Below are 20,052 nucleotides of genomic sequence, written 5' to 3' on the forward strand. Positions count from 1 at the left end.
TATCTCAACACAATGACGACCGCAGCCGATCACTCGCACTCTCTCCGGCTGTCAGTTCCCGACATGGACTGTGGCTCCTGTGCGGCGAAAATCGAGCGTGGACTCGCAGAGGCCCCCGGCGTGTTGTCGATCCGACCGCAGGTCACCGCGGGGACGCTCGTCGTGGAGTACGATCCCGAGTTGATTGACGAATCCACAATTGAGGCGCTGGTCGAAGACACCGGCTACGCCGTCGAATCGACCCAGACTGAGCGATTCTCTGTACCGGAGATGGACTGTGCGTCCTGTGCTGGCAAGGTCGAGTCGGCACTCTCTACCAAATCGGGGGTTCGATCGATCGACACCCGGCCGACGAGCGGCGTCGTCGTTGTCGAGTACGACAGCACCGAGACGACCACCGGCGGGCTGATCGCAGCGATCGAGGGCGCTGGCTATGCAGTTGAACAGGGTGAGGCCGACGACAGCGAGTCAATCTTCCGAACTCGACGGGCGTACACGACGGCGATCGGCGCTATCATGCTCGCAACCGGGGTATTCTTCGAGTGGATCGTCCCTTCACTCAACGTGGTCTTCGCCGAGGTGTGGCTGTGGACGATCGCGCCTGACTGGATCGCGTACACCCTCGGCGCGCTCGTCGCCGGGACAGCAATCCTCCGGAACGGCTACTACTCCGCGCGGACCCGCCAACTCGACATCGACCTGTTGATGAGCGCGGGCATCCTCGGCGCGTTTGCCGTCGGGCTGCCGTTCGAGGCAGCGACGCTTGCGACGCTGTACAGCGTTGCGGAGCTGTTAGAGCGGTACTCGATCGATCGTGCGCGCAACTCCCTTGAGGAACTGATCGAACTCTCCCCGGACACTGCAACTGTCGGGCGTGACGGCGAGGAAGTCACCGTCCCGGTCGAAGAGATTGAAGTCGGTGAGACCGTGCTCGTCCGGCCCGGCGAGACAGTCCCGATCGACGGCCGAGTGATCGAGGGTCACAGTGCGCTCGACGAGTCGGCAGTGACCGGCGAGAGTGTGCCTGTCGACAAAACACTGGGCGACGAGGTGTACGCCGGGAGCCAGAACACCTCGGGGTATATCGAGATCGAAACGACCGCGCTGGCCGGCGAGTCGACGCTTGCGACGGTGATCGATCTCGTCGCCGACGCCGAGGCCGAAAAGACCGAACGCGAGCGGTTTGTCGACCGCTTTGCCGCGATCTATACGCCGATTATCGTTGTCGGGGCGCTTGTGACGATCATCGTTCCGCCGGTCGTCTTCGGCGCACCCTTTACCGAGTGGTTCGTCCGCGGGCTCACGCTCTTGGTCATCGCCTGTCCGTGTGCGTTCGTCATCTCGACACCTGTCAGCGTCGTCTCTGGGCTGACGAGCGCCGCGCGAAACGGCGTGTTGATCAAAGGCGGCAGCCACCTCGAATCGATGGGTGAGATCGGCGCGATCGCGGTTGACAAGACGGGCACGCTCACGACTGGCGAACTCTCAGTCACTGATGTCATCGCGCTCAACGGCAACGACGAGGCAGATGTGCTCTCGTGTGCGGGCGCGATCGAGCGCCGCAGCGAACATCCGATCGCCCAGGCGATCGTCACCCATGCTGACGAGAACGCGGTCGACACACGAGCGGTCGATGGCTTCGAAGCGCTCCTCGGAGAGGGTGTGAGCGCGACGATTGACGGGGTTCGCCACTACGCCGGCAAGCCAGCGCTGTTTAGCGAACTCGGATTCGATCTCGAACATGCTCACCTCCGTACTGACGGCGGAATGGCGACCGCCACGCCGATCGCCGATGAGGCGGCAGACTGTGAGCACGGCTCGTACCTTGATTTACACAACGAGACGATCCCCCGGCTCCAGCGAGCGGGCAAGACTGTCATCCTCGTCGGGACTGACGAAGAGATCGAAGGCGTGATCGCGGTCGCCGACACGGTCCGTCCGGAAGCACGCGAGGCAATCGAGCAACTCAAATCCCTCGGCGTCGGGCGGATCGTCATGCTGACCGGCGACAACGAGCGAACGGCGCAGGCGATCGCCGAGACGGTCGGAATCGAGGAGGTCCACGCCGGCCTGTTGCCCGAGGAGAAACTCGAACAGGTCCGGGAGTTGGATCGAACGACCGACGGCGGGGTCGCGATGGTCGGCGACGGCATCAACGATGCGCCGGCGCTTGCGACCGCGTCGGTCGGGATCGCAATGGGTGCGGCCGGAACCGACACCGCGATCGAGACTGCCGACATCGCGCTCATGGCCGACAACCTCTCGCGGCTGCCGTACCTGTACGACCTCTCGCGGACCGCCAACGGCGTCATCAAACAGAACATCGGTGCGAGCCTCGCGGTGAAGGCAGTGCTCGCGATCGGTGCGCCGTTGGGATACGTTTCAGTGATCGTCGCGATCGTCGTCGGCGACATGGGCATGAGTCTCGCGGTCACGTCGAACGCGATGCGGCTCGCGGGGATCGAACCAGACGAGAGCGAACCCAGACAGGAGTAGTCGTCTCGGCAGATCACAGAACGATCGAGACGAAGGGGGTCACAGGACGATCAGGACAACTGAGTGGATTACAGAACGATCGAGACAACTCCAAAGAGAATCAATACACCGGTGATATCAGCGATATTGGTCACCACCGGAATCGTCGTGTCGTCTGGGTTGTACCCCAGTCGGTAGGAGCTGTACACGGACACGAGGCTAAGTACGACGACGAACGCACACAGCAACATCCCGCTGACGAGCGAGATCGTCATCACCTCAACCAGGGAGAGTGTCCCGCCGAGGACCCTACCGATCGCCCACGCGGCGACACCGACAAGCGTGAAAACGGTGAATCCGAGGCCGAAGATCGCCAGCGAGTTCGATTGCACGTTATCGTTTCGCGGAGAGAACTCGAACGTCCCGAGGTGCAACTGTGTCGACAGCCGTGAACACATAATAGAGCCGAGGTTTCCGGCGGTGCCGATCTGGACGGGAACGAGGATCAAAAGCGACGGCGTCTCCAGCAGAATATCCTCGAATGATTCGAGCACCGATCCCGAGAGCATCTGCAGGATCGACAGTCCGGCCAAAAGCGGCACCATCGTCACGACCATCCGACGGATACTCCACTCGTCTTCAAGCTGGTCCATCAGGCTCTCGGGCTCATCGTCGGGATCGGCGAACAGCTCGTCGTAGAAGTCTTGGACCGTATCGCTCATCCCACCGAGATTTTCACCAGCGTCGATGTCGGTCATACGACGAGCCCCACGACGTAGATCGCAATTAACAGGAAAACGACACCAAACACGTCACCGAGGGTGGTGACGATCGGCCCGACGAGGTTGTCGGGGTCGATCCCGCGACGGTAGCCCAAAAACACGACCGTCACGAGCACGGAGAGCATCACGATCGCCGACAGAAACCCCGCGATGAGCATGATCCCGGCCAGTTCGAGGAGGCTCCCGTTTCGGCCGAGAAGCGACACGACGACGAAGGCGACGATCGCGATGAACAGCGAGACGATCATGCCGTTGATGAACGAGGCGATGACGGCGTTCGACAGCCGCTTATCCAGTTCGAACCGCGGTTCGATCACACCCTGGTGGAGTCCGCTTGAGATCCGCGCACCGAGCGAGCCGTACACCCCGCCGCGAGTCGCGAGGAACGCGGGCAGTAACACAAGGATGCCGGGCACCTCCTCGATGCCGCTGCGCATCGTCTCGCTGCCCAGTACCGTCCCGGAAAACAGCCCGGCGACGAGACTCACGAGGATGACCGGAAGCGCCTGCCGGTAGATGGTGAGCGCCGAGCTCCGTCCGCTCATACACGGTGATGACTGCCAACCCGAATAAAGCCTGATGTCTCCGATCGCTGCCATCCAGCCCTACCAACAACAGTGTTTCGTCGCCGGCTATTTACTGAAACGCGTCGTAGCTGGCGGTGATGGTCCCCGCCCCCTCTACAGACGCTTCGACGCCGTCGGCAGAGGACGACTCGACACTCGCGTCTGACCCGCTGCCTGCTTCAACTGTCTCGTGGGCAGTTCCCACGTTTCCACGGCTTGCCCGGACGATCGACGCGCTGTACGCCGGAAGCAAACTGCTCGCAGTCATATTCGTTTTGACGGTGGCTGCGATCGCGGCCTGGGGCGGAATTGCGGGCGGCGGCGCAGCGATCGCGTTCGTCGTCGGCTATCGGCTATTGCTCGCGATGTTGGTGATCGGTGTTCCAATTGCCGTCGCTGCAGGCGCAAAGCGAGGCCGATTGCTCCGAGATATTGGGCTCTCAGACCTCCTCCGGGCTGGACTGCCGATCGGCTCAGCCAGCGAGGCAGTCGTGGCAACGGTGAGCGCAATAGGCGTGGGAGCAGTGGTGATCGCCGCGGCACAGCATCCAGTTGGGTGGGTACTTGCCATGGCCGGAATTTCCCTTGTATTCGTGTCGCTGTCGTCAGGTCGTGGCGGAACCGCGCGAATCGATCCGAGCGATCGCGAGTATTACCGCGAATACGACGAACCGGATCGCCTCGGTGAGTCGGCCCGATCGTTCACATTGTCGGGACTGCGGACGGTGCGGGTGGTGACGATCGGCTCGGTCGCGCTCATTTCGCTCTCGGGCGGACAGGCTGGGTTGAGCGGCCCGGGCCTGCTCATCGCCCCCGCAGACAAGCGGGCGGAGATCGTCGAGACACTAGAGGCGATCGCGGCTGCGGAAGCCGACAGCGCAAACAGCCGGTGGCTCCGTGGCGTGGGCGTGGCGCTTATTATGGGATCAATCGGACTCCCGATCGTCGCGTTTGCCCTCGGTGCGTCCGGCGATCTGGTAGCGATCCTGGGGGTATTGGCCACGTTCGGTGTCTTGCTCGGGCTAGTGATCGCAGTGTACTGACCGCAGAGAGCGTGCGACTCAACCGTCTCGAACCCGTAGTCTTGTTGTGGACTACGAACAGCTCGATCGGGCGTTGAATGATCGCTTTGGCGGGACGGCTCCGGAGCGAAAGGTACTGTGCAGGGAAATCCGCGATCTTGTTGACGCAGGAATCGCTGCAGACGATCGTGGCGTGGAACTGACTGTTGAGGAGATCCTCACACACCTCTCGGATGCCCCCGAGGGGACAGATCTGATCGAGAAGTGGAACTGGTGGATGGGCGCGCTGGATATCGCCTACGGCGGCTACGAGCGGTTCACGATCCAATTCGTCTCAGAAGAAAACGACATCTATCGTTGAGTCACGGAGCACCGCTGAATCGCTGGGTTGTGTCGGGATCACTGATTGAGCATCGGCGGTTCCTCGAGGCCGCCGAGGCGCATCCGTCGGCCGACGATCTGGTGGATGATCGCCGAGACAGCGAAGCTGACCGAAATGAACGCGAAGATACTGTACGGCGAGAGCGATTCGAACCACGGCACGTCGACGGCGTACGCGAGGACGATCGCGCCGATGAGCACTGAGAGCCCGAGATAGTAGTACGCCCAGGGGATTTCACGGCCGCGGATAATTTCGACATAGACATCAATCTCTTCGAGTAGCGGCGTGGGCTTGACGAGACTTTTTTCCTCGTCGATCTCAACGACGCCTTTTGATTCCAACAGTGGCAGGTGCGATCGCTGAAGCGTCGTGTGAACGCTTCTGCGGCAGTCGTAATCAACGTCTTCGAGTGGGATTTCCTCCTCCCAGGCGGCGATGAGCGTCGATAAATCCTTGATCGTCAGCGGCTCCTCAGCGCGTTTGAGCGCGTGGATGGTGTAGCGCCGTCGGGTGTTTCTGAGAATTTCGAACACCTCCTGCTTGGAGAGGTCGATCGGGGTCGAGTGGCCGTGCGTTGTCGGACTGGCTGAGAGCATATTTGATGCGGGCATGTGTGGGCGTGCGTGTCGCTGGAACGCGTTGTGGCGGGGTCTGGTCCCCACCAGAGGTACTGTGCTGTCAGGCTAGAGGAAATAATTGCTTATAAACTAGTGGGATAATTGAACTTTAATATCCGGAATCATGACAGGAGATGGCATATCCTGAAGGCGTGTCAACGAGCACGTGAACGTACTGTTGAGATTCAAGCGGGTGTTAGCCCGCGATCTTTGGTTGGGACCTCAGCCGTTGATGGGCTTGACAACGACCACCTGAAGCGCGGACATCGGGCGTTGAATGCGATCAGCGGGTGGCTGAAGGATCGATCGGCATGCTTGTTGGACTACCGTCGTGTCGCTGTGGATTGTCAACGCGAGGGTTCCGATTCGTCAATATGAGACACCAATATACGTATAGTAGTAGTTTGGAATATGACCCAGATTTATATACAAATCCGACTGAGTATGGTCTGGAACGGTATTATACGCGTTCCGAACGGAATACAGACAACCAAATTGCCAACAACTGACAATAATATACCTCCCCATCATGAGGTGAGGGCTGAGCAAGACAGGGCATGTATGGGTGGGTTCGATTGTACACGAAGGTACTACGACCGTGAAGTGACGCAAATTCTGAGTCCGTTTGTGGGGCGTATTGAATCGTAATAAGACAGTGGAATACACTGTTTCACGGCTCGCTTGGTGGTATAGACGACACATGTCTGAATAATTTTACGGAACTAGGAACCCGCCCGCACGGCAAGAGTGATTAGCGTAAGATTTGCCCACCTGGGAGGAACGTATTAATCCAGTCAACGGCGAAGCTCAGTCAACGCCTCAACCGCAGGAAAGTCTCAGTGAGAAACTCTCTGAAGTGATCTTTGTCCTCGAAGCTCACTGGTGAAATCTTACGCTTGAAATCCATCCACAGCTGTTCGATCGCGTTCGATCTCAGCGAATATGGTGGAATAAAGACGAAGATGAGCGGCTCTTCTTCGATTGCTGGGTAGTCTTCGCCATTCTCGGCCGAGTGCATCCAGACGACGGTCATGGCGGGCGAGTCGTGTTCAATTCATATCTCGGCGGGCTCGCTCCCGTTGTGGACGACGTAGAAGAGGTCGTCTTCGGCCGTGAAGGTGTTCGGTTCACTCCCTCGGCGTCGGGGTTCGGGTTGTCCTCTGAGACGTCGATGACGAGTTCGCCCTCCTCGTGGAAGTACGCATCGGGTTGTCGCCCGGCTGGAGGGTGACCGCGTCGTTGAGGGGGGGTCGGTGGACCGTCTACCAGGTAGCACCGGTTGAAGCGATACATAGCAGCACAGTTCCGAGTGAAATCATGGCGAGGAGGGTGCTGGAGCCGTAACGTATACAAGATTGATCTCGGGTTATATATTAATAAGTAATCATAACACGCGGGGAGCTTGAGAAGTCCCTGAAGAGACAACATGGACACCACCATGGATGTTAAATGGACGCGGACCCGAACCCATTCTCGATCAATACGAGAGCTACCTCACAACGGCCTGTGGTGGTACATCTCCGAATTGAATTGTTACTGAATAGACTGGACATCTAAGCTTTCGACTCGATATGGAATGAGTAGGTGAACTCTCCGGCACCGTGGTTACCAGCGGAACATCGCATTGGAGGGAAATATAATTCGATTTATATTAAATTGATATTATTCTATTAGATTATAAAACTGCCAAAGAGACCACTCAGCGAACTACCAACTATCAGGGACTAATTAGAAATCTTCTATAAAAAGAAATAACACACTTGAGTCGGCTGAAATAGATATACTTATTTGAAAATTCTGGATCTAATTACTGAACGATTCCGGATCAGCCGCAGTAACAGAGAACCTTGCTCTGAAGTCGTCTCCAAGTTCTCCTTCAATCGCGTTTACAGCAAATGAAACACCACAGCCTCCCCGGGATCAAGGTTCTTTACTACAATCAGATCTTCGTTGGCTACTTCCCCTGAAAACAGGATTGTATCTTCGACTTCTCCGTCATGATGGGCCTCGAAAATCAAATTTGTTCCGTTTGACTGAGAGCCTTCCCGACCAAGCTCAAATTTGACATTTTTCACATCATTAGTCTAATTTGTTATGAGGGTAGTTGGATAGCAGTCCCATGCCGAGACGATTTCGTAGCAGTCTCATAGATCGTTCACTAGTACTGAACTACTGTGTCGCTGGGGAGTCGCGGATCAACGGAATCGACAGATTCCGTGATCCGCACGGATAATAGTTCGCTACTCCGCCAGCAGTTGGTAATCAAAGAGCTTGAGAACCGATTTCTACGACGCCAGATCACCGCACAAAAACAGGAGATCGAACTGGCGTCCGCGCCGATAGCGTGGGTGATCGCGGTCACACAGGTCTTACCGTCGGCGATCGGGTGTCGACCACGACGCCGACTAGGATGCGTTCGTCGACAGGGATGAGACGCGCCGTGGTCACCTCTGAGTAGCGCTATTCTGTCGATTCAGAGCGGATAATGATATCGGCCGCAAGAGAATCGCCGACATCGGCACCGTTCGTGTCTATAACAAACGATATACCGAACGCGTCTCCGACATCAAGAGTTGTCTGTACCTCGTATGTTCCATCTTCTGAGAAGCCTGCAGCGCTGATCTCATCCCCGTCGACATCATGACTTTGGAATAGGAGGGCCATCCCCTCAGGAATGCTCTGATCGATTGTCAATTCGACGAGCTGATCCTCCGTCGATTGGTTCACGACGAGAAACGCGGACGTGAACCCTTCACTGCTTGATATCGGCTTCTCCGTGGTTCGAGGATCGAATCCGTCACGTTCGTCTTCTGTTTCTGCGAAGTGACCCAACTGCGTCGTTGCGCTCGGGTTTAGCCCAGTACCGGTGAGATCTACTTCCAGCTCTCCAGATTCGGACTCTCGGATTCCTTTGATCTGCGTATTAGGAACGAGACCTAGATACGCGGAGGAATCCCTCGCCACTCGAACTGACATCGATCGGTCGGCCTCTACCTGACTGAACGCACCACTACCCACCAATAGAGTTGAGGCTGCCGCCGTCGATCCAACGCCAAGTAATAGTTGTCGTCGGTTCATGTCAAAAATCGGAATTGAGTAGAGCTACCTACCGAGATTCGGCCGCGAAAGTGACTGTGCCACCAAACTCTTCTGGGAGATCAGCTTGATCCGACGGCGTGTCTGTCGTATCAACCTTGATTGCGACCCGCATCTGCTCTCCGACGTCGGTGTTCCACGAGCGCGACTCCGAATCTGGGTAGACGAACCCATCATCATCGGGATCGTCCGCGACGTAGTACATGTTGAGCCCGATGTTCGATTCGACATCACCACCGAACTCAACAGAGATCTCCATGGGCTCCGTTCCTCTGTTTTTGATGGCGAAGACATCCTCAAACAGCGTTACGGCGTTTGGATTAACACCGAGTCCGCCTGCGTCGTTCTCAGCAAACTCAATCTCGAGCTCGCCATCATCGTTGATTTCGGCGTACTCGTAGTTGTTGTCAGGCGCGTCTCCTAGATCAGTTTCGAACTGGAGGTATGCGTCAGAGTCATCTGCAATCTGCACATTCATAGTCCGCGTCGCCTCAACAGAGCTGAACGCTCCCGTACCCACTGCAGCCGCGCTTCCTGTAGCCAATGCACCTAGTCCGATCACGAATTTGCGTCGTTCCATATCGTATCTCACCTGTGTTCACACGCCCCCGTAACCCAGACATCTGGGCCGGGAGCGCTTGGATATCCCATACGGGGGATGGAACATAGTTATGAGATCCTCGGCATGTCTCTGGGTCTCTCTTGATGGATCGACGGGGCCTCTTGATGCGTCACTCGCCCATTTCAGGCGCCAGTCGATAGGGGGGCGAAACTCTCAAGTAGCCGTCAGATCGACCTTCAGGCAGTCCTCGCGGTGTCATAAACGACACTCTGAGACGCGGAGTTGGATCGCCGTTCCGCTTCTGACTGCGCTTGCAGCGACGACAAGAAAATGCTGACATTATTAAGAAATCAAGTTGACAAATTAAGTTCCATTTTTTCAAGCGCAAATAAGAATGCGCGCAGCATACATTCTTTACAAGTCAGCGAATTAAAACAGCTGCTCGAGCTAGGTCCCAGTAATGAACCTCCAGTTTCTCGGCGGCGCGGGCGAAGTCGGCCGCAGCGCGATCGTCGTCAACGATCGCCTGCTGCTCGATTACGGCTCGCTGACCGCCACCCCCCCGCAGTATCCAGTCGGCGACGTTGCTCCCGACGCGGTGGTCGTCTCCCACGGCCATCTCGATCACGTCGGCGCGATCCCCGCACTCCTCTCGGGCACGAATCGCCCGGAGATCCACTGGACACCACCGACTGCTCGCCTGGCAGCCGTGCTCGCCCGCGACACGCTCAATCTTCACGGCGGGACGCTCGCGTGTCCGTTCACTGAAACCGACGTGATGCGGATGTCTGAGGTCGATCGCCGCCACGGCTACGGCGAGTCCTTCGAGGCCGCCGGCCACGAGGTCACCTTCTTCAACGCGGGCCACATCCCCGGCAGCGCACACGTCCTCGTCGACGACGGCGAGACGCGGCTGTTGTACACCGGCGATTTTCACACCGACGACACCCGGCTGCTTTCCGGCACGACCGATCGCCCCGACGCAGACGTGGTCCTCTGTGAGTCAACGTACGCCGACACGACCCACGAGGACCGCAAATCGGTCGAATCGCGGTTCGCCCAGCAGGTCAAATCGACGATCTGGGAGGGAGGTAGCGTCGTCGTTCCTGCCTTCGCGATCGGCCGGACCCAAGAGGTGCTCATGGTCTGTGCGGCCCACGACATCGACTGCTACGTCGACGGGATGGGCGTGGAGGTGCTGTCGATCGTCCGCGATCACCCCGAATTCCTCCGTGATCCCGATGCGCTTGCACACGCGAAGCGCCACGCCCGCATTGTTACGGGCCGAGACGGCCAGCGAAAGCGAATTGCCAACGGCAACAACGTGATCGTCACCACCGCCGGAATGCTCTCGGGTGGGCCAGCGATGACGTACATCCCCGAGATCAGCACGCACCCGAAACACCGGATCGCGCTCACCGGCTACCAGGTTGAGGGCACGCCCGGCAGAGAGCTGCTGGAAACCGGCCGCTGTGAGCTGAATGGCACAATACAGCCGGTCTCTGCGCAGGTCGATCTATTCGATTTCTCCGCACACGCCGATCGAGACGGCCTGCGATCGTTCCTCGCGAGCTACGAAGACGCAACCGTGCTCGTCAACCACGGCGATTCGACCGATCGCTTTGCAGAGACGCTCCGCGTGGATGGATACGACGCACGCGCGCCGAGCATCGGCGATCGTATGCGGGTATAAGCGATGGCGATTGGCCGCAGTCTGTCTACCCAAGACACTCAGTCCACAGAGCCCGCGGACCTCGTGTCCGACCCAGCGGCAGCGTGGGCTGCCGTCTCGGCGCTCGATTCCTCGTCAGTGACGAACGACAGCCCAGAGAGCCGGATCGCGAGGGGACAATCAGTTTGATCGATCGCGATAGACCACCCGTGCAGGGTCGCCAGCGTTCGGGCGTTCGCGAGCGCAAGCCGTACCTGGTCTTCGGTTTCGACCCCGTAGCGGAATAGTTCGTCCGTGTTGCCGGTCTGAAAGGCTGCACCATCGCTTTCGATGACGAGTGAGTTGTCCGAGAGCTGCACGCCGATCTTCGTCGCCCCACGCTGCTTGTGGGTCCGAAACAGGTACTCGAACAGCTCGATCGCCCGCTCTCGCTCTGTGCGGACAGCCCGCGAGGGTAACTCGCACGTGAACCTAACGGCGGGATCGGCCTGGACCTGCCATGCATCTTCAAGAAGCGAACGAAGCGCATACGGCTCGGAATCGACGATCGGCGTCCCGTGGCGGGTAATCGAGATTAGATCGTCGGTGACGACTTCGATCCGCTCGGCCGCACGGTGTGCAGAGTCAATCGCCGCCCGCGCGTCTGCCGACGAGAGCGCGGTGTCGGTCTCCTGGGATGCGATCTTCTGCAGCCGCGCGAGTTGGCCCAACACGATCGTCAGCGGGTTGCGAAGTTCGTGAGCCATCGCCTCAGTGAGGTTTTCGGCGTGTTTGGCCTGCTGTTCGAGCCGCGATCGCTTCCGCTCCAGTTCGGTGACATCGGTCAACACGAACACCCGACCAACCGTGTGTGGCCCGACTGAAACCTCGCGAATTAACGTCGTAAAGTGGTGGACGTGGCCGGTACGGTTGATCGTTGTCGGCGAGCCGTCGGCTCCGGGGATGATCTCGGGTGCGATAGCCGCAAGCGGACGGCCAGTTGCTTGCTCGAGTTCGGGGAACGTCTCGAGTGCGGCCGCGTTGTATTCGACGATTCGATCGGCCCGATCGACTGTGACGACGATCTCACCCAGCCGGTCGGGAAGCTGCCGCCAGGCAGTCCCGTGGACGGTCACAAACGAGTTCTGTGCGACGGTCACAACGCCCACGGCGAAGATTGCGGTCCCGATCGGCTCGTAGTGCAACAACAAGAGCACGTTCGGAAAGACGCCGGCGATGACCTTCGTGACCGCAGGCAGCGCGATCACGACCGTCAATCCGACGAGCATCGTTACATCTCGATCGGAGTCGAAATACGCCTCAAACAGCATATACAACCCAACCGCTGAGCCGGCGTACGCAATCGCCGTAACGAGCCAATACAACACCGACACCTCGGGCGCGAAATGGACGAACGGGGTCGTCTCGACTCGCGGTTCGAAGTACCAGCCGTGAATTGGATTGGTGAGCTTGACAGCGATGACTGTCGCGAACACCCCGATCGCAGCGGCCTGGATCCGTCGATCGTAGTGGTAGCCGTGGCCGGTATAGGCCGAACAGAACCACAGCCACGCAATGACGGTCCCAAAGCCAACCACGAGGCCGATCAGATAGACGACGTACAGTACGGCCTCCGAAGACACGACCAACAACAGCGTGTTAGACGCCGCCCACACGGCGGTGAACCACACGAACACACCAAGTGGCTGACGGATTTCGGCCTCCTCAAACTGCCGGACACGGACAGCGGCCCACACACACCCAACAGCGGCGAGCGCAAACGAAACGAGATAGCCGGTATAAAGGAGCGTAATCATAGTGTAATAAAGAGGGAGATGTGAGATGATGTACGCCGTTTTTAGGCTAGTAATATCGACCACACGGTCAATATATATAGTCTCAGGGGTCCGGGGTTGGGGGGTTGTGTGAGAACTTCGTCCGCGCTGCTGCGATCGGACTCTCGTGTGGCTGGCGAGCCACCACGAGTGGTCGCCACAAACGGAGTGACACCAGCCACCGAGTGTTGCATACAAAATAATTTCAGAGCGGTTTATAAAAATGAAGCGACAAAAATATCACCTCTGATAGATCGGGTGCGTCCGTCAGCTCAGGCACCGATCGCATCTAACACGGTCTCATAGTCCGGTTCGTTGGTCGGATCGTCGGCGATCCACGTGTACGTCACCGTCCCGTCCTCGTCGATGACGAACACCGCACGATTTGCGGATCCGTGCAGGCCGAGTTCTGGGATGTCGAGCGCCACGTCGTAGGCGTCGATCGCCTCGCCAGCCATGTCACTAATAAGATCGAACTCGATGCCGTGTTTCTCGCGGAACTCCCCCTGTGAGAACGGCGAGTCGGCACTGACGCCCAGTACTGTCGCTCCCGCCTCGTCGAACGAGTCGAGGTAATCCTGGAAGGCGATCATCTCGTTCGTACACGGCGGAGTAAACGCGCCGGGGAAGAACGCGAGGACGACCGGACCATCACCGAGATGGTTTTCAAGATCGAACGATTCGTGGTCTTTCGTGCCGACTTTTCCGGTAAACGTGGGTGCAGAATCTCCGGTTGATACCATCGGTATAGGATATGGTCGTCGGGCGAATAAACCCGTTGCCGAACAGCCCGACAGCCCTCGCTATTCGCTGTCCGACTCAGTTGCCACGTCGACCCGATCGGCGTATTTTTCCAGCTCACCGGCGAGCGTGCGGGCTTGCTCGGCTGAGAGCCGGACCCGATCGGCGTGCGCCGGCAGGTGCTCCAGTTGGGTGTTGTCCAGTTCCAATTCGAGTGTTACGTGATCGGGATTTTTTCGCGGCGCAGTGACGTTCAACACCGCCAGCGCCTCCTCCTCGAAGTCGTGGGCGATCGCCTCGGCGTCGAGCAAATCGAAGGTCGTGTACGCGTTCACGCGGATGAGCCGGTCCGGCATACCCGTTTTGTGGCCCTCACGTCCGAAATGGATGTCGATCGCATGCGAAATGGATCGCAGTCACACGCGAAGTGCGATCACGAACTGTCCGCGGAAACCGTCACAACAGGAACTGGAGCTGTCCGGACGGTGCGTTGGGCAACGCTGCCGAGGAGGATCTGTTCAATCCCGTGGCGGCCGGTGGTTCCGAGGACAACCAGATCGATCGCGTCTTCGTCGACGTGGCGTCGAATCTCCGCAACCGGATCGCCGTGCTCGATCCGTTCGAACGCCTCGACGCCGGCGGTTGCGGCGGCTTCGATCGCCCCGTCGACGGCCTGCTGGGCTCGCGACTCGCTTTCGGCGACAGAGACCGACGATTCGCTTTCGTCACCGAGCGAACTGTCCTCAACGATCGACAGGACGTACAACGCTGCCTCTGTCGCATCAGCCAGATCGACTGCGTGTTCGACCGCCCGATCGGCCGCGGCGCTGCCATCGGTCGCAACGAGTATTCGCTCGTATGGGAACGTGAGCCGTTCGTCTGCGCGCAGTCGGGTTGTCAACACGGGAACCGGAGACAGGCGGACAAGCTTTTCAGCAACACTGCCAAGCACATACCGCGAGACACCCTCACGACCGCGAGTCGGGACGACGAGAAGATCACAGCCGTGTTTGTCTGCGTACTCGACGATCGTCTGAGCTGGATTGCCCTGAATCACGACCCTCGTGTGTGAGACATTCGCCGCGTCGACGCGTTCGCCAACTGTCTCGACGATAGACTCGCCTTTCCGGACGAGCGCGTCAACGAACTCCCCACGAACAGTGGTAACACTGTCTCGGGTTGTGTCAGCGACAAAGAGAACGTGGAGGGTCGCGTCCATGCGATCGGCGATCGAAATCGCGTGATCGACGACGGCGTCGATCTCCTCGCTTCGGTCGATCGGGAGCAGAATGTCGTCGTACATGCGGAAGGCTACAACCCACCGGCCAAAGAGCCTACGGGACAAACTGGACTCTCGCGACTGCGCCGTGGCCGATCAGTCGTTGCTCGCAATCGGCGTCCCGTCGGCCGTCGCGGGCGCTGGGCTGGCGTCCATGGAATCGTCCTCGGCGTACGGATACCACGTTAGCTTCGTGTTGTGCATGTATGGGTCCTCGTAGCTCGTTTCCTGGGGTTCGATGAGCGCTTCGAGAGCCTCCTCATCTTGGCGGGCGATGAATTCTCGGAAAGTCTCCTCGCCTTCGCGTTGGTCATCGAAGGACGCCAGCAGGTTCTTGATCGCGCCGGGAACCTCGTCTACCGGGACACGCTGGCCGACCCACGCCGCGAACTGTGGTTCCTCGCCAAGCCCGCCGCCGAGGCCAATGTCGAGTGCCTCGACAGCCTCACCGTTTTTGCGCGTCTTCATCCCGCGCAGGGAGACGTCAGCGATCTGTGGCTGCGCACATGAGGCCGTACACCCCGAGAGATGGATGTGGAACTCCTCGACTCCATCTGGCAGTTCGACATGCTGTTTGAGCCAGCGGGCAAACCGAACCTGGCGGTTTTTTGTCTCGACGATCGACAGCGAGCAGAACTCGGTGCCCGTACAGGCGATCGAGCCGCGCATGAACGGGTGCGGATCAGGCGAGTAGTGTTCGAGTAGATCCTCGGCTAACAGCGCGTCGAGGTCCTCCTCAGGCACGTCAGTGATGATGACGTTCTGTCGCTGGGTGACTCGGACCTCTCCGGAGCCGTACTCGTCAGCGAGCCGGGCGAGTTCCGTGGTGTCGTCCGCGCCCATTCGGCCGACGAGCACGTTCAGCCCGACGTAGTAGTTGCCGTCGTTTTGTTCGTGAACGCCGACGTGATCGTTGTGGCCGCCCTGTCCGCCACCGGCGTTGTAGGTGTACTCCTCGCGGAAATCGGTTCCCGCGGTTTCGAGCTCCCAGTCGACGTACTCGTCTTGGAGCACCTCGCGGAACTTCTCGGGGCCCCACTCGTCCATGAGGAACTTGATCCGGGCGCTGTAGCGGTTCTCTCTGTCGCCGTGATCGCGAAACAGCGCCGAGATCGCGCCGCCGACCTCGATCGCCTGCTCGGGCGTCACGAACACGTCGATGTTGCGGGCGAACCGCGGTTCGTTTCTGGCGAGTCCGCCACCGACGCGGATGTTGAAGCCGTCGACGGTCTCGCCGTCGATCTCTTTGTAGGCGGGTTCGAACGCCAGGTCGTTGATATCGCCCTGCCCACAGCCCTCGCGGCAGCCGGTCACGGACACCTTCCACTTCCGCGGGAGGTTCGTGTGTTCCTCGTTGCCCTTGTAGGTCTCGTGGAGTCCCTCAGCGACGGGCCAGGCGTCGACGTGTTCGTGGCGGTCCTTGCCAGCGACCGGACAGCCAACGATGTTTCGCCAAGAGTCCCCACATGCCTGCTGAGTTGAGAGCCCGTTGTCTTCGAGTTTTTCGAAGATCGCCGGAATGTCTTCGAGTTTTTCGAAGATCGCCGGAATGTCTTCGAGGCGGATCCAGTGCAGTTGGATCGACTGTCTCGTCGTCCAGTCGACGTAGGCGTCGCCGAACTCAGGGTTTTCGACTGGGCCGGTCGCGTACTCCTTTGCAATCTCGGCGACAGCCTCGGTCTGGCCGGGCTTGAGTACGCCGTTGGGCGTCCCGATCCGCATCATGAAGTAGCTCTCCTGACCGTTGCGCTGGTGGTACAGCCCCCACCATTTGAAGCGCTCGAACCACGCGTCGCGCTCGTCGTCGGGGAGCGACTCCCACCCATTCTCCGCGAACTGATAGAGGTGCTCACGGATCTCGTTCCCGTAGACCTCAGATTTCCACCGCTCCACATCTGTTGGCATGGATACCCTTTCAGGCTCATCGGATAAACCGCCGACTGCCGCGTCAACCATCCCCGGTGCTTCCGGGAACCAGACTATATTGCCGATTTATTCTGCAGAGCGATCGATCGGCGTCAAAACGGCTCGTTCGCGGTCGTAGCCGTGGAATACGCCGTCGATGACCTTCCCGACGGGAACGTGACCGACGATGCCGTCGGTTCCACAACAGATGCACTCACCGTAGGTTTCGATCGCAATTGTCTGTCCGGCCGCACGCGCTGACAAAAAGCCCTGTGTGAGAAAGTCGGGTTGCTCGCAGGGGCAAAAATCCGGGGCAGTGAGCCGCCAGAGTTCGCTTACGCTCACTCGCCGTTCGTCGTTCACCGACAGCCACGCCCCGTCGTCGAGGATCCGAACTGCGACACTCATATCGGGCTAGTCGCGGCGGTCACACCTGTATCGATCGTCTGCTGCAACCGATGACCCAGTTGATGACGACCGTACAGTCGTTATGGGGCTTCAATATGGTGATTCTGTCCGCACGCTGCGACCGAAATATCGGCATAAATTTCTGGTATATCGAAGCAACGGTACGTGTTACAGGCGAAGGCGACGTTATATAGTGTCCGTGTCTGTGTAGTGATGATGACTCAAACTGGGATCTCCGTTAGACAACACGCCTCCGCAGACGTCGCCCCAGAGCTGTACGAGACCGATCGTGAACACAGCCACCGGGAGGAACCGGATGCATAGCCAGAAACACCGTCCAGACGGCGGCACCCCCGAGACGGCCGCCACCGAGGCTGACCCAGACAGCGAGGTCCCAGCGGACGGTGAAAACCCGGCGGACGAACCAGAAGATGACACCGCAGATAGTCATCTTACAGGACTCACTGACGGCGTCGGCTGCACCGAAATCTGGGAGTACCTCTCCGAGCAGCGCGAGGAGTGACTGCGGCTGATTCGGTGTGCGATCAGTTCCGCGGAGCATGGGACGGACGGTCAGTTCCGCCGCGGATGGGGTGTGCGATCAGTTTCGCCGTCGATCAACCTACGGAGGTATTTTATTTACGGGAACGAATCCGTGTGTAATGGCCGATGAGTTCACAGGTAACCGCCGATCGCCCGTCGGTGAGCCAGTCGTCCGCGCGGATCCAGCCGTCACGGGCGAGCGGGCCCGCGAGGCGATCGGATTCGATCCTGATGACCCCGAAAGTGTTGCCGAGGCCGCAGAGACGGTTCGACAGTTCGCTGATAACACCGTCGGTGCCGACGATAACGTTTTGATGTTGCGTGGAGCGGCCGCGTGTGCGGCACTCGTTCGCGGCGTTGGCTCGTACAAGGCAGCCGCCGAACGCGCAGGCGGCAACGTCTCAGTCTCTTTTATTCGTAAGTGGGCACGCGTCCACGATCTCCCGCAGGCGGTCCGCCGGCACGTCGCTCGCGGACACATCGCTCCAACCGCAGCGAAACACATCGCTCGTGTGCCCGGTGAGGCGCGCTACGCCCTTGCGTGGGCGGTAATTGACGGCAATCTGACAGTCCGCGACGTCCGCTCGATCGCCAGCGAAATCAACGACAGCGTCGATCCACAGCGCGCACTTCGCTCGTATGGCGTCACCCCTGGCCAGCTCTCGATTCAGCTCTCATTCGATACGTACATCGAACTCCGGCGACGGGCGTCGATGGCCAACGAGTCGCCCGACGCGATCGTCGATGCGGCACTCACAGCGTATTTCGACGCAGAAGAGTAGCGATTGGACGATCCAGACGCCAGCATCGATAGCAACCAATTTGTACGCCGCAGAACACGTGCAGGGTATGCACGTGGTCATCGTCGGTGCCGGAGAGGTCGGGACGACCATCGCCGAGAATCTCGCCGCCGACCACAACGTGGTCGTGATCGACATCGACGCCGATCGAGTCGACTCGCTGCAGTACGAAATCGACGTACTCACCATCGCCGGTGACGGGACCGCACTCTCGACACTCGAATCGGCAAACGTGGCCAAGGCGGATCTCTTCATCGCGAGTACCGACGACGATCAGACGAACCTCGTTGCCTGTGGGACCGCAAAGACGCTCTCTGACGTATTTACCATCGCTCGAACGAGATCTGTCGAGTATCTCCGCACGTGGGAGCGAACGGAGACGGCCTTCGGTGCGGATTTTGTTGTCTGTACGGACCTGTTGAGCGCCGAGACAGTCGTCCGGGTAATCGGGCTGCCGGCGGCGATCGACGTCGACCCCTTCGCCGGCGGACTCGTCCAGATGGCCGAGTTCAAAATTCATCCGGAGAGCCCCGTCGCTGGCCAGACTGTCGCGGAAGCCGATCGGTTCGATTCGCTCACGTTCGCTGGACTGTTCCGCAACGGCGACATGATACTGCCGACCGGCCAGACGGTCATCAATCCGAACGATCGGGCGGTTGTCATCGGCAGCCCAGAAAGTGTTCAGGCGTTTGCGACTGACATCAACCCCGGGACAACCCCTGGCGCGGCCGACGAGATTGTGATCGTCGGTGGGAGTGCGATCGGCTATCAGGTCGCTCGCCTCCTCGAACAGCGGGGATTCAAACCACGACTGATCGAACGCGACGCCGATCGCGCCCGCTGGCTGGCCGAACAGCTCCCGAAGACGACCGTCATGCAACACGACGCGACCGACACGGGGTTTCTCTCGCGAGAGCACGTCGACAAAGCCGACGTCGTCGTCTCGGCGCTCGATTCAGACGAAAAGAACCTCCTGGCGTCGGTGCTCGCAAAGCGGGTCGGTGCGGATCGCGTCCTCTCGATCGTCGACAGCGGTGACTACGTCACGCTGTTCGAGGAGGTCGGTATCGATGTCGTGATCAACCCCCGGCAGGTCACGGCTGAAGAAATAATCAAGTACACCTACGAGACGGTCGCTGAGAACCTCGCAGTGCTCGAAAACGATGCCGCAGAAGTTGTCGAACTCGAACTGAGCGCCAACAGCGAGCTCGTCGGCGTCCCGATCGCCGAACTCGTCCCCTCACTTGACGCTGAGCTTGTTATTGGTGCGATCACCCGGAACCGATCGTTCGTCACGCCGCGCGGAGACACTGTGTTACAGCCCGGTGACCACGTGATTATTTTCGTGGAGACGAGTTACGTCAACGAACTCACTGGGATGGCCTAAG

19 protein-coding genes and 1 pseudogene are annotated in these 20,052 nt (G+C 59.2%); 8 read left to right on the top strand and 12 right to left on the bottom strand.

Going from position 1 to position 20,052, the window contains the following annotated elements:
* The first annotated feature begins 12 nt into the window (after positions 1 to 12).
* The gene (locus tag E5K03_RS01770; RefSeq protein ID WP_138004662.1) at positions 13 to 2,496 is read left to right on the top strand and encodes a heavy metal translocating P-type ATPase; all 2,484 of its coding nucleotides are present in this window, start codon (positions 13 to 15) and stop codon (positions 2,494 to 2,496) included.
* A 68-nt stretch (positions 2,497 to 2,564) separates the two neighbouring features.
* On the opposite strand, the gene E5K03_RS01775 is transcribed toward E5K03_RS01770, so the two are convergent.
* Both E5K03_RS01775 and E5K03_RS01780 read right to left on the bottom strand, forming a co-directional pair.
* The gene (locus tag E5K03_RS01775; protein ID WP_138004685.1) at positions 2,565 to 3,128 is read right to left on the bottom strand and encodes a magnesium transporter; all 564 of its coding nucleotides are present in this window, start codon (positions 3,126 to 3,128) and stop codon (positions 2,565 to 2,567) included.
* Positions 3,129 to 3,229: 101 nt separating this feature from the next.
* The gene (locus tag E5K03_RS01780) at positions 3,230 to 3,802 is read right to left on the bottom strand and encodes a magnesium transporter (RefSeq protein WP_138004663.1); all 573 of its coding nucleotides are present in this window, start codon (positions 3,800 to 3,802) and stop codon (positions 3,230 to 3,232) included.
* Between the two features lie 119 nt (positions 3,803 to 3,921).
* On the opposite strand from E5K03_RS01780, the gene E5K03_RS01785 reads away from it, so the two are divergent.
* Both E5K03_RS01785 and E5K03_RS01790 read left to right on the top strand, forming a co-directional pair.
* Positions 3,922 to 4,866: a hypothetical protein gene (locus E5K03_RS01785; protein ID WP_138004664.1), complete on the top strand. Its 945-nt coding sequence runs from the start codon at positions 3,922 to 3,924 to the stop codon at positions 4,864 to 4,866.
* 46 nt (positions 4,867 to 4,912) lie between these two features.
* Positions 4,913 to 5,206: a hypothetical protein gene (locus E5K03_RS01790; protein ID WP_138004665.1), complete on the top strand. Its 294-nt coding sequence runs from the start codon at positions 4,913 to 4,915 to the stop codon at positions 5,204 to 5,206.
* Positions 5,207 to 5,244: 38 nt separating this feature from the next.
* On the opposite strand, the gene E5K03_RS01795 is transcribed toward E5K03_RS01790, so the two are convergent.
* Together E5K03_RS01795 and E5K03_RS01800 are read right to left on the bottom strand one after the other, a co-directional pair.
* Complete coding sequence (locus E5K03_RS01795; protein WP_321167620.1) at positions 5,245 to 5,889, bottom strand: DUF7344 domain-containing protein; 645 nt, start codon at positions 5,887 to 5,889, stop codon at positions 5,245 to 5,247.
* Positions 5,890 to 6,655: 766 nt separating this feature from the next.
* On the bottom strand, positions 6,656 to 6,877 hold the full coding sequence (locus tag E5K03_RS01800; RefSeq protein ID WP_138004666.1) for a hypothetical protein: 222 nt from the start codon (positions 6,875 to 6,877) through the stop codon (positions 6,656 to 6,658).
* A 1,141-nt stretch (positions 6,878 to 8,018) separates the two neighbouring features.
* Between E5K03_RS01800 and E5K03_RS01805 the strand changes: the two are divergent.
* Positions 8,019 to 8,180: pseudogene (locus E5K03_RS01805) on the top strand (IS66 family transposase); the annotation flags it as partial.
* A 124-nt stretch (positions 8,181 to 8,304) separates the two neighbouring features.
* Here E5K03_RS01805 and E5K03_RS01810 read toward each other — a convergent pair.
* Both E5K03_RS01810 and E5K03_RS01815 read right to left on the bottom strand, forming a co-directional pair.
* Positions 8,305 to 8,922: a hypothetical protein gene (locus E5K03_RS01810; protein ID WP_138004667.1), complete on the bottom strand. Its 618-nt coding sequence runs from the start codon at positions 8,920 to 8,922 to the stop codon at positions 8,305 to 8,307.
* A 28-nt stretch (positions 8,923 to 8,950) separates the two neighbouring features.
* Positions 8,951 to 9,520, bottom strand: coding sequence for a DUF1102 domain-containing protein (locus E5K03_RS01815; RefSeq protein WP_138004668.1), 570 nt, complete (start codon positions 9,518 to 9,520; stop codon positions 8,951 to 8,953).
* Between the two features lie 442 nt (positions 9,521 to 9,962).
* Here E5K03_RS01815 and E5K03_RS01820 point away from each other — a divergent pair, with 442 nt between their 5' ends.
* Positions 9,963 to 11,195: an MBL fold metallo-hydrolase gene (locus tag E5K03_RS01820; RefSeq protein WP_138004669.1), complete on the top strand. Its 1,233-nt coding sequence runs from the start codon at positions 9,963 to 9,965 to the stop codon at positions 11,193 to 11,195.
* A gap of 38 nt (positions 11,196 to 11,233) precedes the next feature.
* On the opposite strand, the gene E5K03_RS01825 is transcribed toward E5K03_RS01820, so the two are convergent.
* The 6 genes from E5K03_RS01825 to E5K03_RS01850 form a co-directional block, all read right to left on the bottom strand.
* On the bottom strand, positions 11,234 to 12,970 hold the full coding sequence (locus tag E5K03_RS01825) for a histidine kinase N-terminal 7TM domain-containing protein (protein WP_138004670.1): 1,737 nt from the start codon (positions 12,968 to 12,970) through the stop codon (positions 11,234 to 11,236).
* Positions 12,971 to 13,260: 290 nt separating this feature from the next.
* Positions 13,261 to 13,731, bottom strand: a complete 471-nt coding sequence (locus E5K03_RS01830) for a redoxin domain-containing protein (protein WP_138004671.1) — start codon at positions 13,729 to 13,731, stop codon at positions 13,261 to 13,263.
* 60 nt (positions 13,732 to 13,791) lie between these two features.
* Positions 13,792 to 14,085 carry a DUF6360 family protein gene (locus E5K03_RS01835; RefSeq protein WP_138004672.1) on the bottom strand — a complete coding sequence of 98 codons (294 nt, stop codon included), beginning with the start codon at positions 14,083 to 14,085 and terminating at the stop codon, positions 13,792 to 13,794.
* Positions 14,086 to 14,162: 77 nt separating this feature from the next.
* Complete coding sequence (locus tag E5K03_RS01840; RefSeq protein ID WP_138004673.1) at positions 14,163 to 15,032, bottom strand: universal stress protein; 870 nt, start codon at positions 15,030 to 15,032, stop codon at positions 14,163 to 14,165.
* Positions 15,033 to 15,104: 72 nt separating this feature from the next.
* Positions 15,105 to 16,913 (bottom strand): nitrite/sulfite reductase, encoded by a 1,809-nt coding sequence (locus E5K03_RS01845; RefSeq protein ID WP_138004674.1) that lies wholly within the window; start codon positions 16,911 to 16,913, stop codon positions 15,105 to 15,107.
* Positions 16,914 to 17,000: 87 nt separating this feature from the next.
* A complete protein-coding gene (locus tag E5K03_RS01850) occupies positions 17,001 to 17,321 on the bottom strand; it encodes a hypothetical protein (protein ID WP_138004675.1) in 321 nt (106 codons plus the stop codon).
* A gap of 316 nt (positions 17,322 to 17,637) precedes the next feature.
* Here E5K03_RS01850 and E5K03_RS01855 point away from each other — a divergent pair, with 316 nt between their 5' ends.
* The 3 genes from E5K03_RS01855 (at position 17,638) to trkA (ending at position 20,051) form a co-directional block, all read left to right on the top strand.
* On the top strand, positions 17,638 to 17,844 hold the full coding sequence (locus E5K03_RS01855) for a hypothetical protein (protein ID WP_138004676.1): 207 nt from the start codon (positions 17,638 to 17,640) through the stop codon (positions 17,842 to 17,844).
* A 139-nt stretch (positions 17,845 to 17,983) separates the two neighbouring features.
* Positions 17,984 to 18,646, top strand: coding sequence for a DUF7119 family protein (locus E5K03_RS01860; RefSeq protein ID WP_138004677.1), 663 nt, complete (start codon positions 17,984 to 17,986; stop codon positions 18,644 to 18,646).
* A 67-nt stretch (positions 18,647 to 18,713) separates the two neighbouring features.
* Positions 18,714 to 20,051: a Trk system potassium transporter TrkA gene (trkA, locus tag E5K03_RS01865; protein WP_138004678.1), complete on the top strand. Its 1,338-nt coding sequence runs from the start codon at positions 18,714 to 18,716 to the stop codon at positions 20,049 to 20,051.
* Position 20,052 lies beyond the last annotated feature (1 nt).

This window comes from Halalkalirubrum salinum, assembly GCF_005543295.1.
GTDB lineage: Archaea > Halobacteriota > Halobacteria > Halobacteriales > Haloferacaceae > Halalkalirubrum > Halalkalirubrum salinum.

Coding starts and splice junctions, on each gene's coding strand:
- E5K03_RS01770 (WP_138004662.1), top strand. CDS start 13: ATGACGACCGCAGCCGATCACTCGCACTCTCTCCGGCTGTCAGTTCCC.
- E5K03_RS01775 (WP_138004685.1), bottom strand. CDS start 3,128: ATGGACCAGCTTGAAGACGAGTGGAGTATCCGTCGGATGGTCGTGACG.
- E5K03_RS01780 (WP_138004663.1), bottom strand. CDS start 3,802: ATGAGCGGACGGAGCTCGGCGCTCACCATCTACCGGCAGGCGCTTCCG.
- E5K03_RS01785 (WP_138004664.1), top strand. CDS start 3,922: ATGGTCCCCGCCCCCTCTACAGACGCTTCGACGCCGTCGGCAGAGGAC.
- E5K03_RS01800 (WP_138004666.1), bottom strand. CDS start 6,877: ATGACCGTCGTCTGGATGCACTCGGCCGAGAATGGCGAAGACTACCCA.
- E5K03_RS01810 (WP_138004667.1), bottom strand. CDS start 8,922: ATGAACCGACGACAACTATTACTTGGCGTTGGATCGACGGCGGCAGCC.
- E5K03_RS01815 (WP_138004668.1), bottom strand. CDS start 9,520: ATGGAACGACGCAAATTCGTGATCGGACTAGGTGCATTGGCTACAGGA.
- E5K03_RS01820 (WP_138004669.1), top strand. CDS start 9,963: ATGAACCTCCAGTTTCTCGGCGGCGCGGGCGAAGTCGGCCGCAGCGCG.
- E5K03_RS01825 (WP_138004670.1), bottom strand. CDS start 12,970: ATGATTACGCTCCTTTATACCGGCTATCTCGTTTCGTTTGCGCTCGCC.
- E5K03_RS01830 (WP_138004671.1), bottom strand. CDS start 13,731: ATGGTATCAACCGGAGATTCTGCACCCACGTTTACCGGAAAAGTCGGC.
- E5K03_RS01835 (WP_138004672.1), bottom strand. CDS start 14,085: ATGCCGGACCGGCTCATCCGCGTGAACGCGTACACGACCTTCGATTTG.
- E5K03_RS01840 (WP_138004673.1), bottom strand. CDS start 15,032: ATGTACGACGACATTCTGCTCCCGATCGACCGAAGCGAGGAGATCGAC.
- E5K03_RS01845 (WP_138004674.1), bottom strand. CDS start 16,913: ATGCCAACAGATGTGGAGCGGTGGAAATCTGAGGTCTACGGGAACGAG.
- E5K03_RS01850 (WP_138004675.1), bottom strand. CDS start 17,321: ATGAGTGTCGCAGTTCGGATCCTCGACGACGGGGCGTGGCTGTCGGTG.
- E5K03_RS01855 (WP_138004676.1), top strand. CDS start 17,638: ATGCATAGCCAGAAACACCGTCCAGACGGCGGCACCCCCGAGACGGCC.
- E5K03_RS01860 (WP_138004677.1), top strand. CDS start 17,984: ATGGCCGATGAGTTCACAGGTAACCGCCGATCGCCCGTCGGTGAGCCA.
- trkA (WP_138004678.1), top strand. CDS start 18,714: ATGCACGTGGTCATCGTCGGTGCCGGAGAGGTCGGGACGACCATCGCC.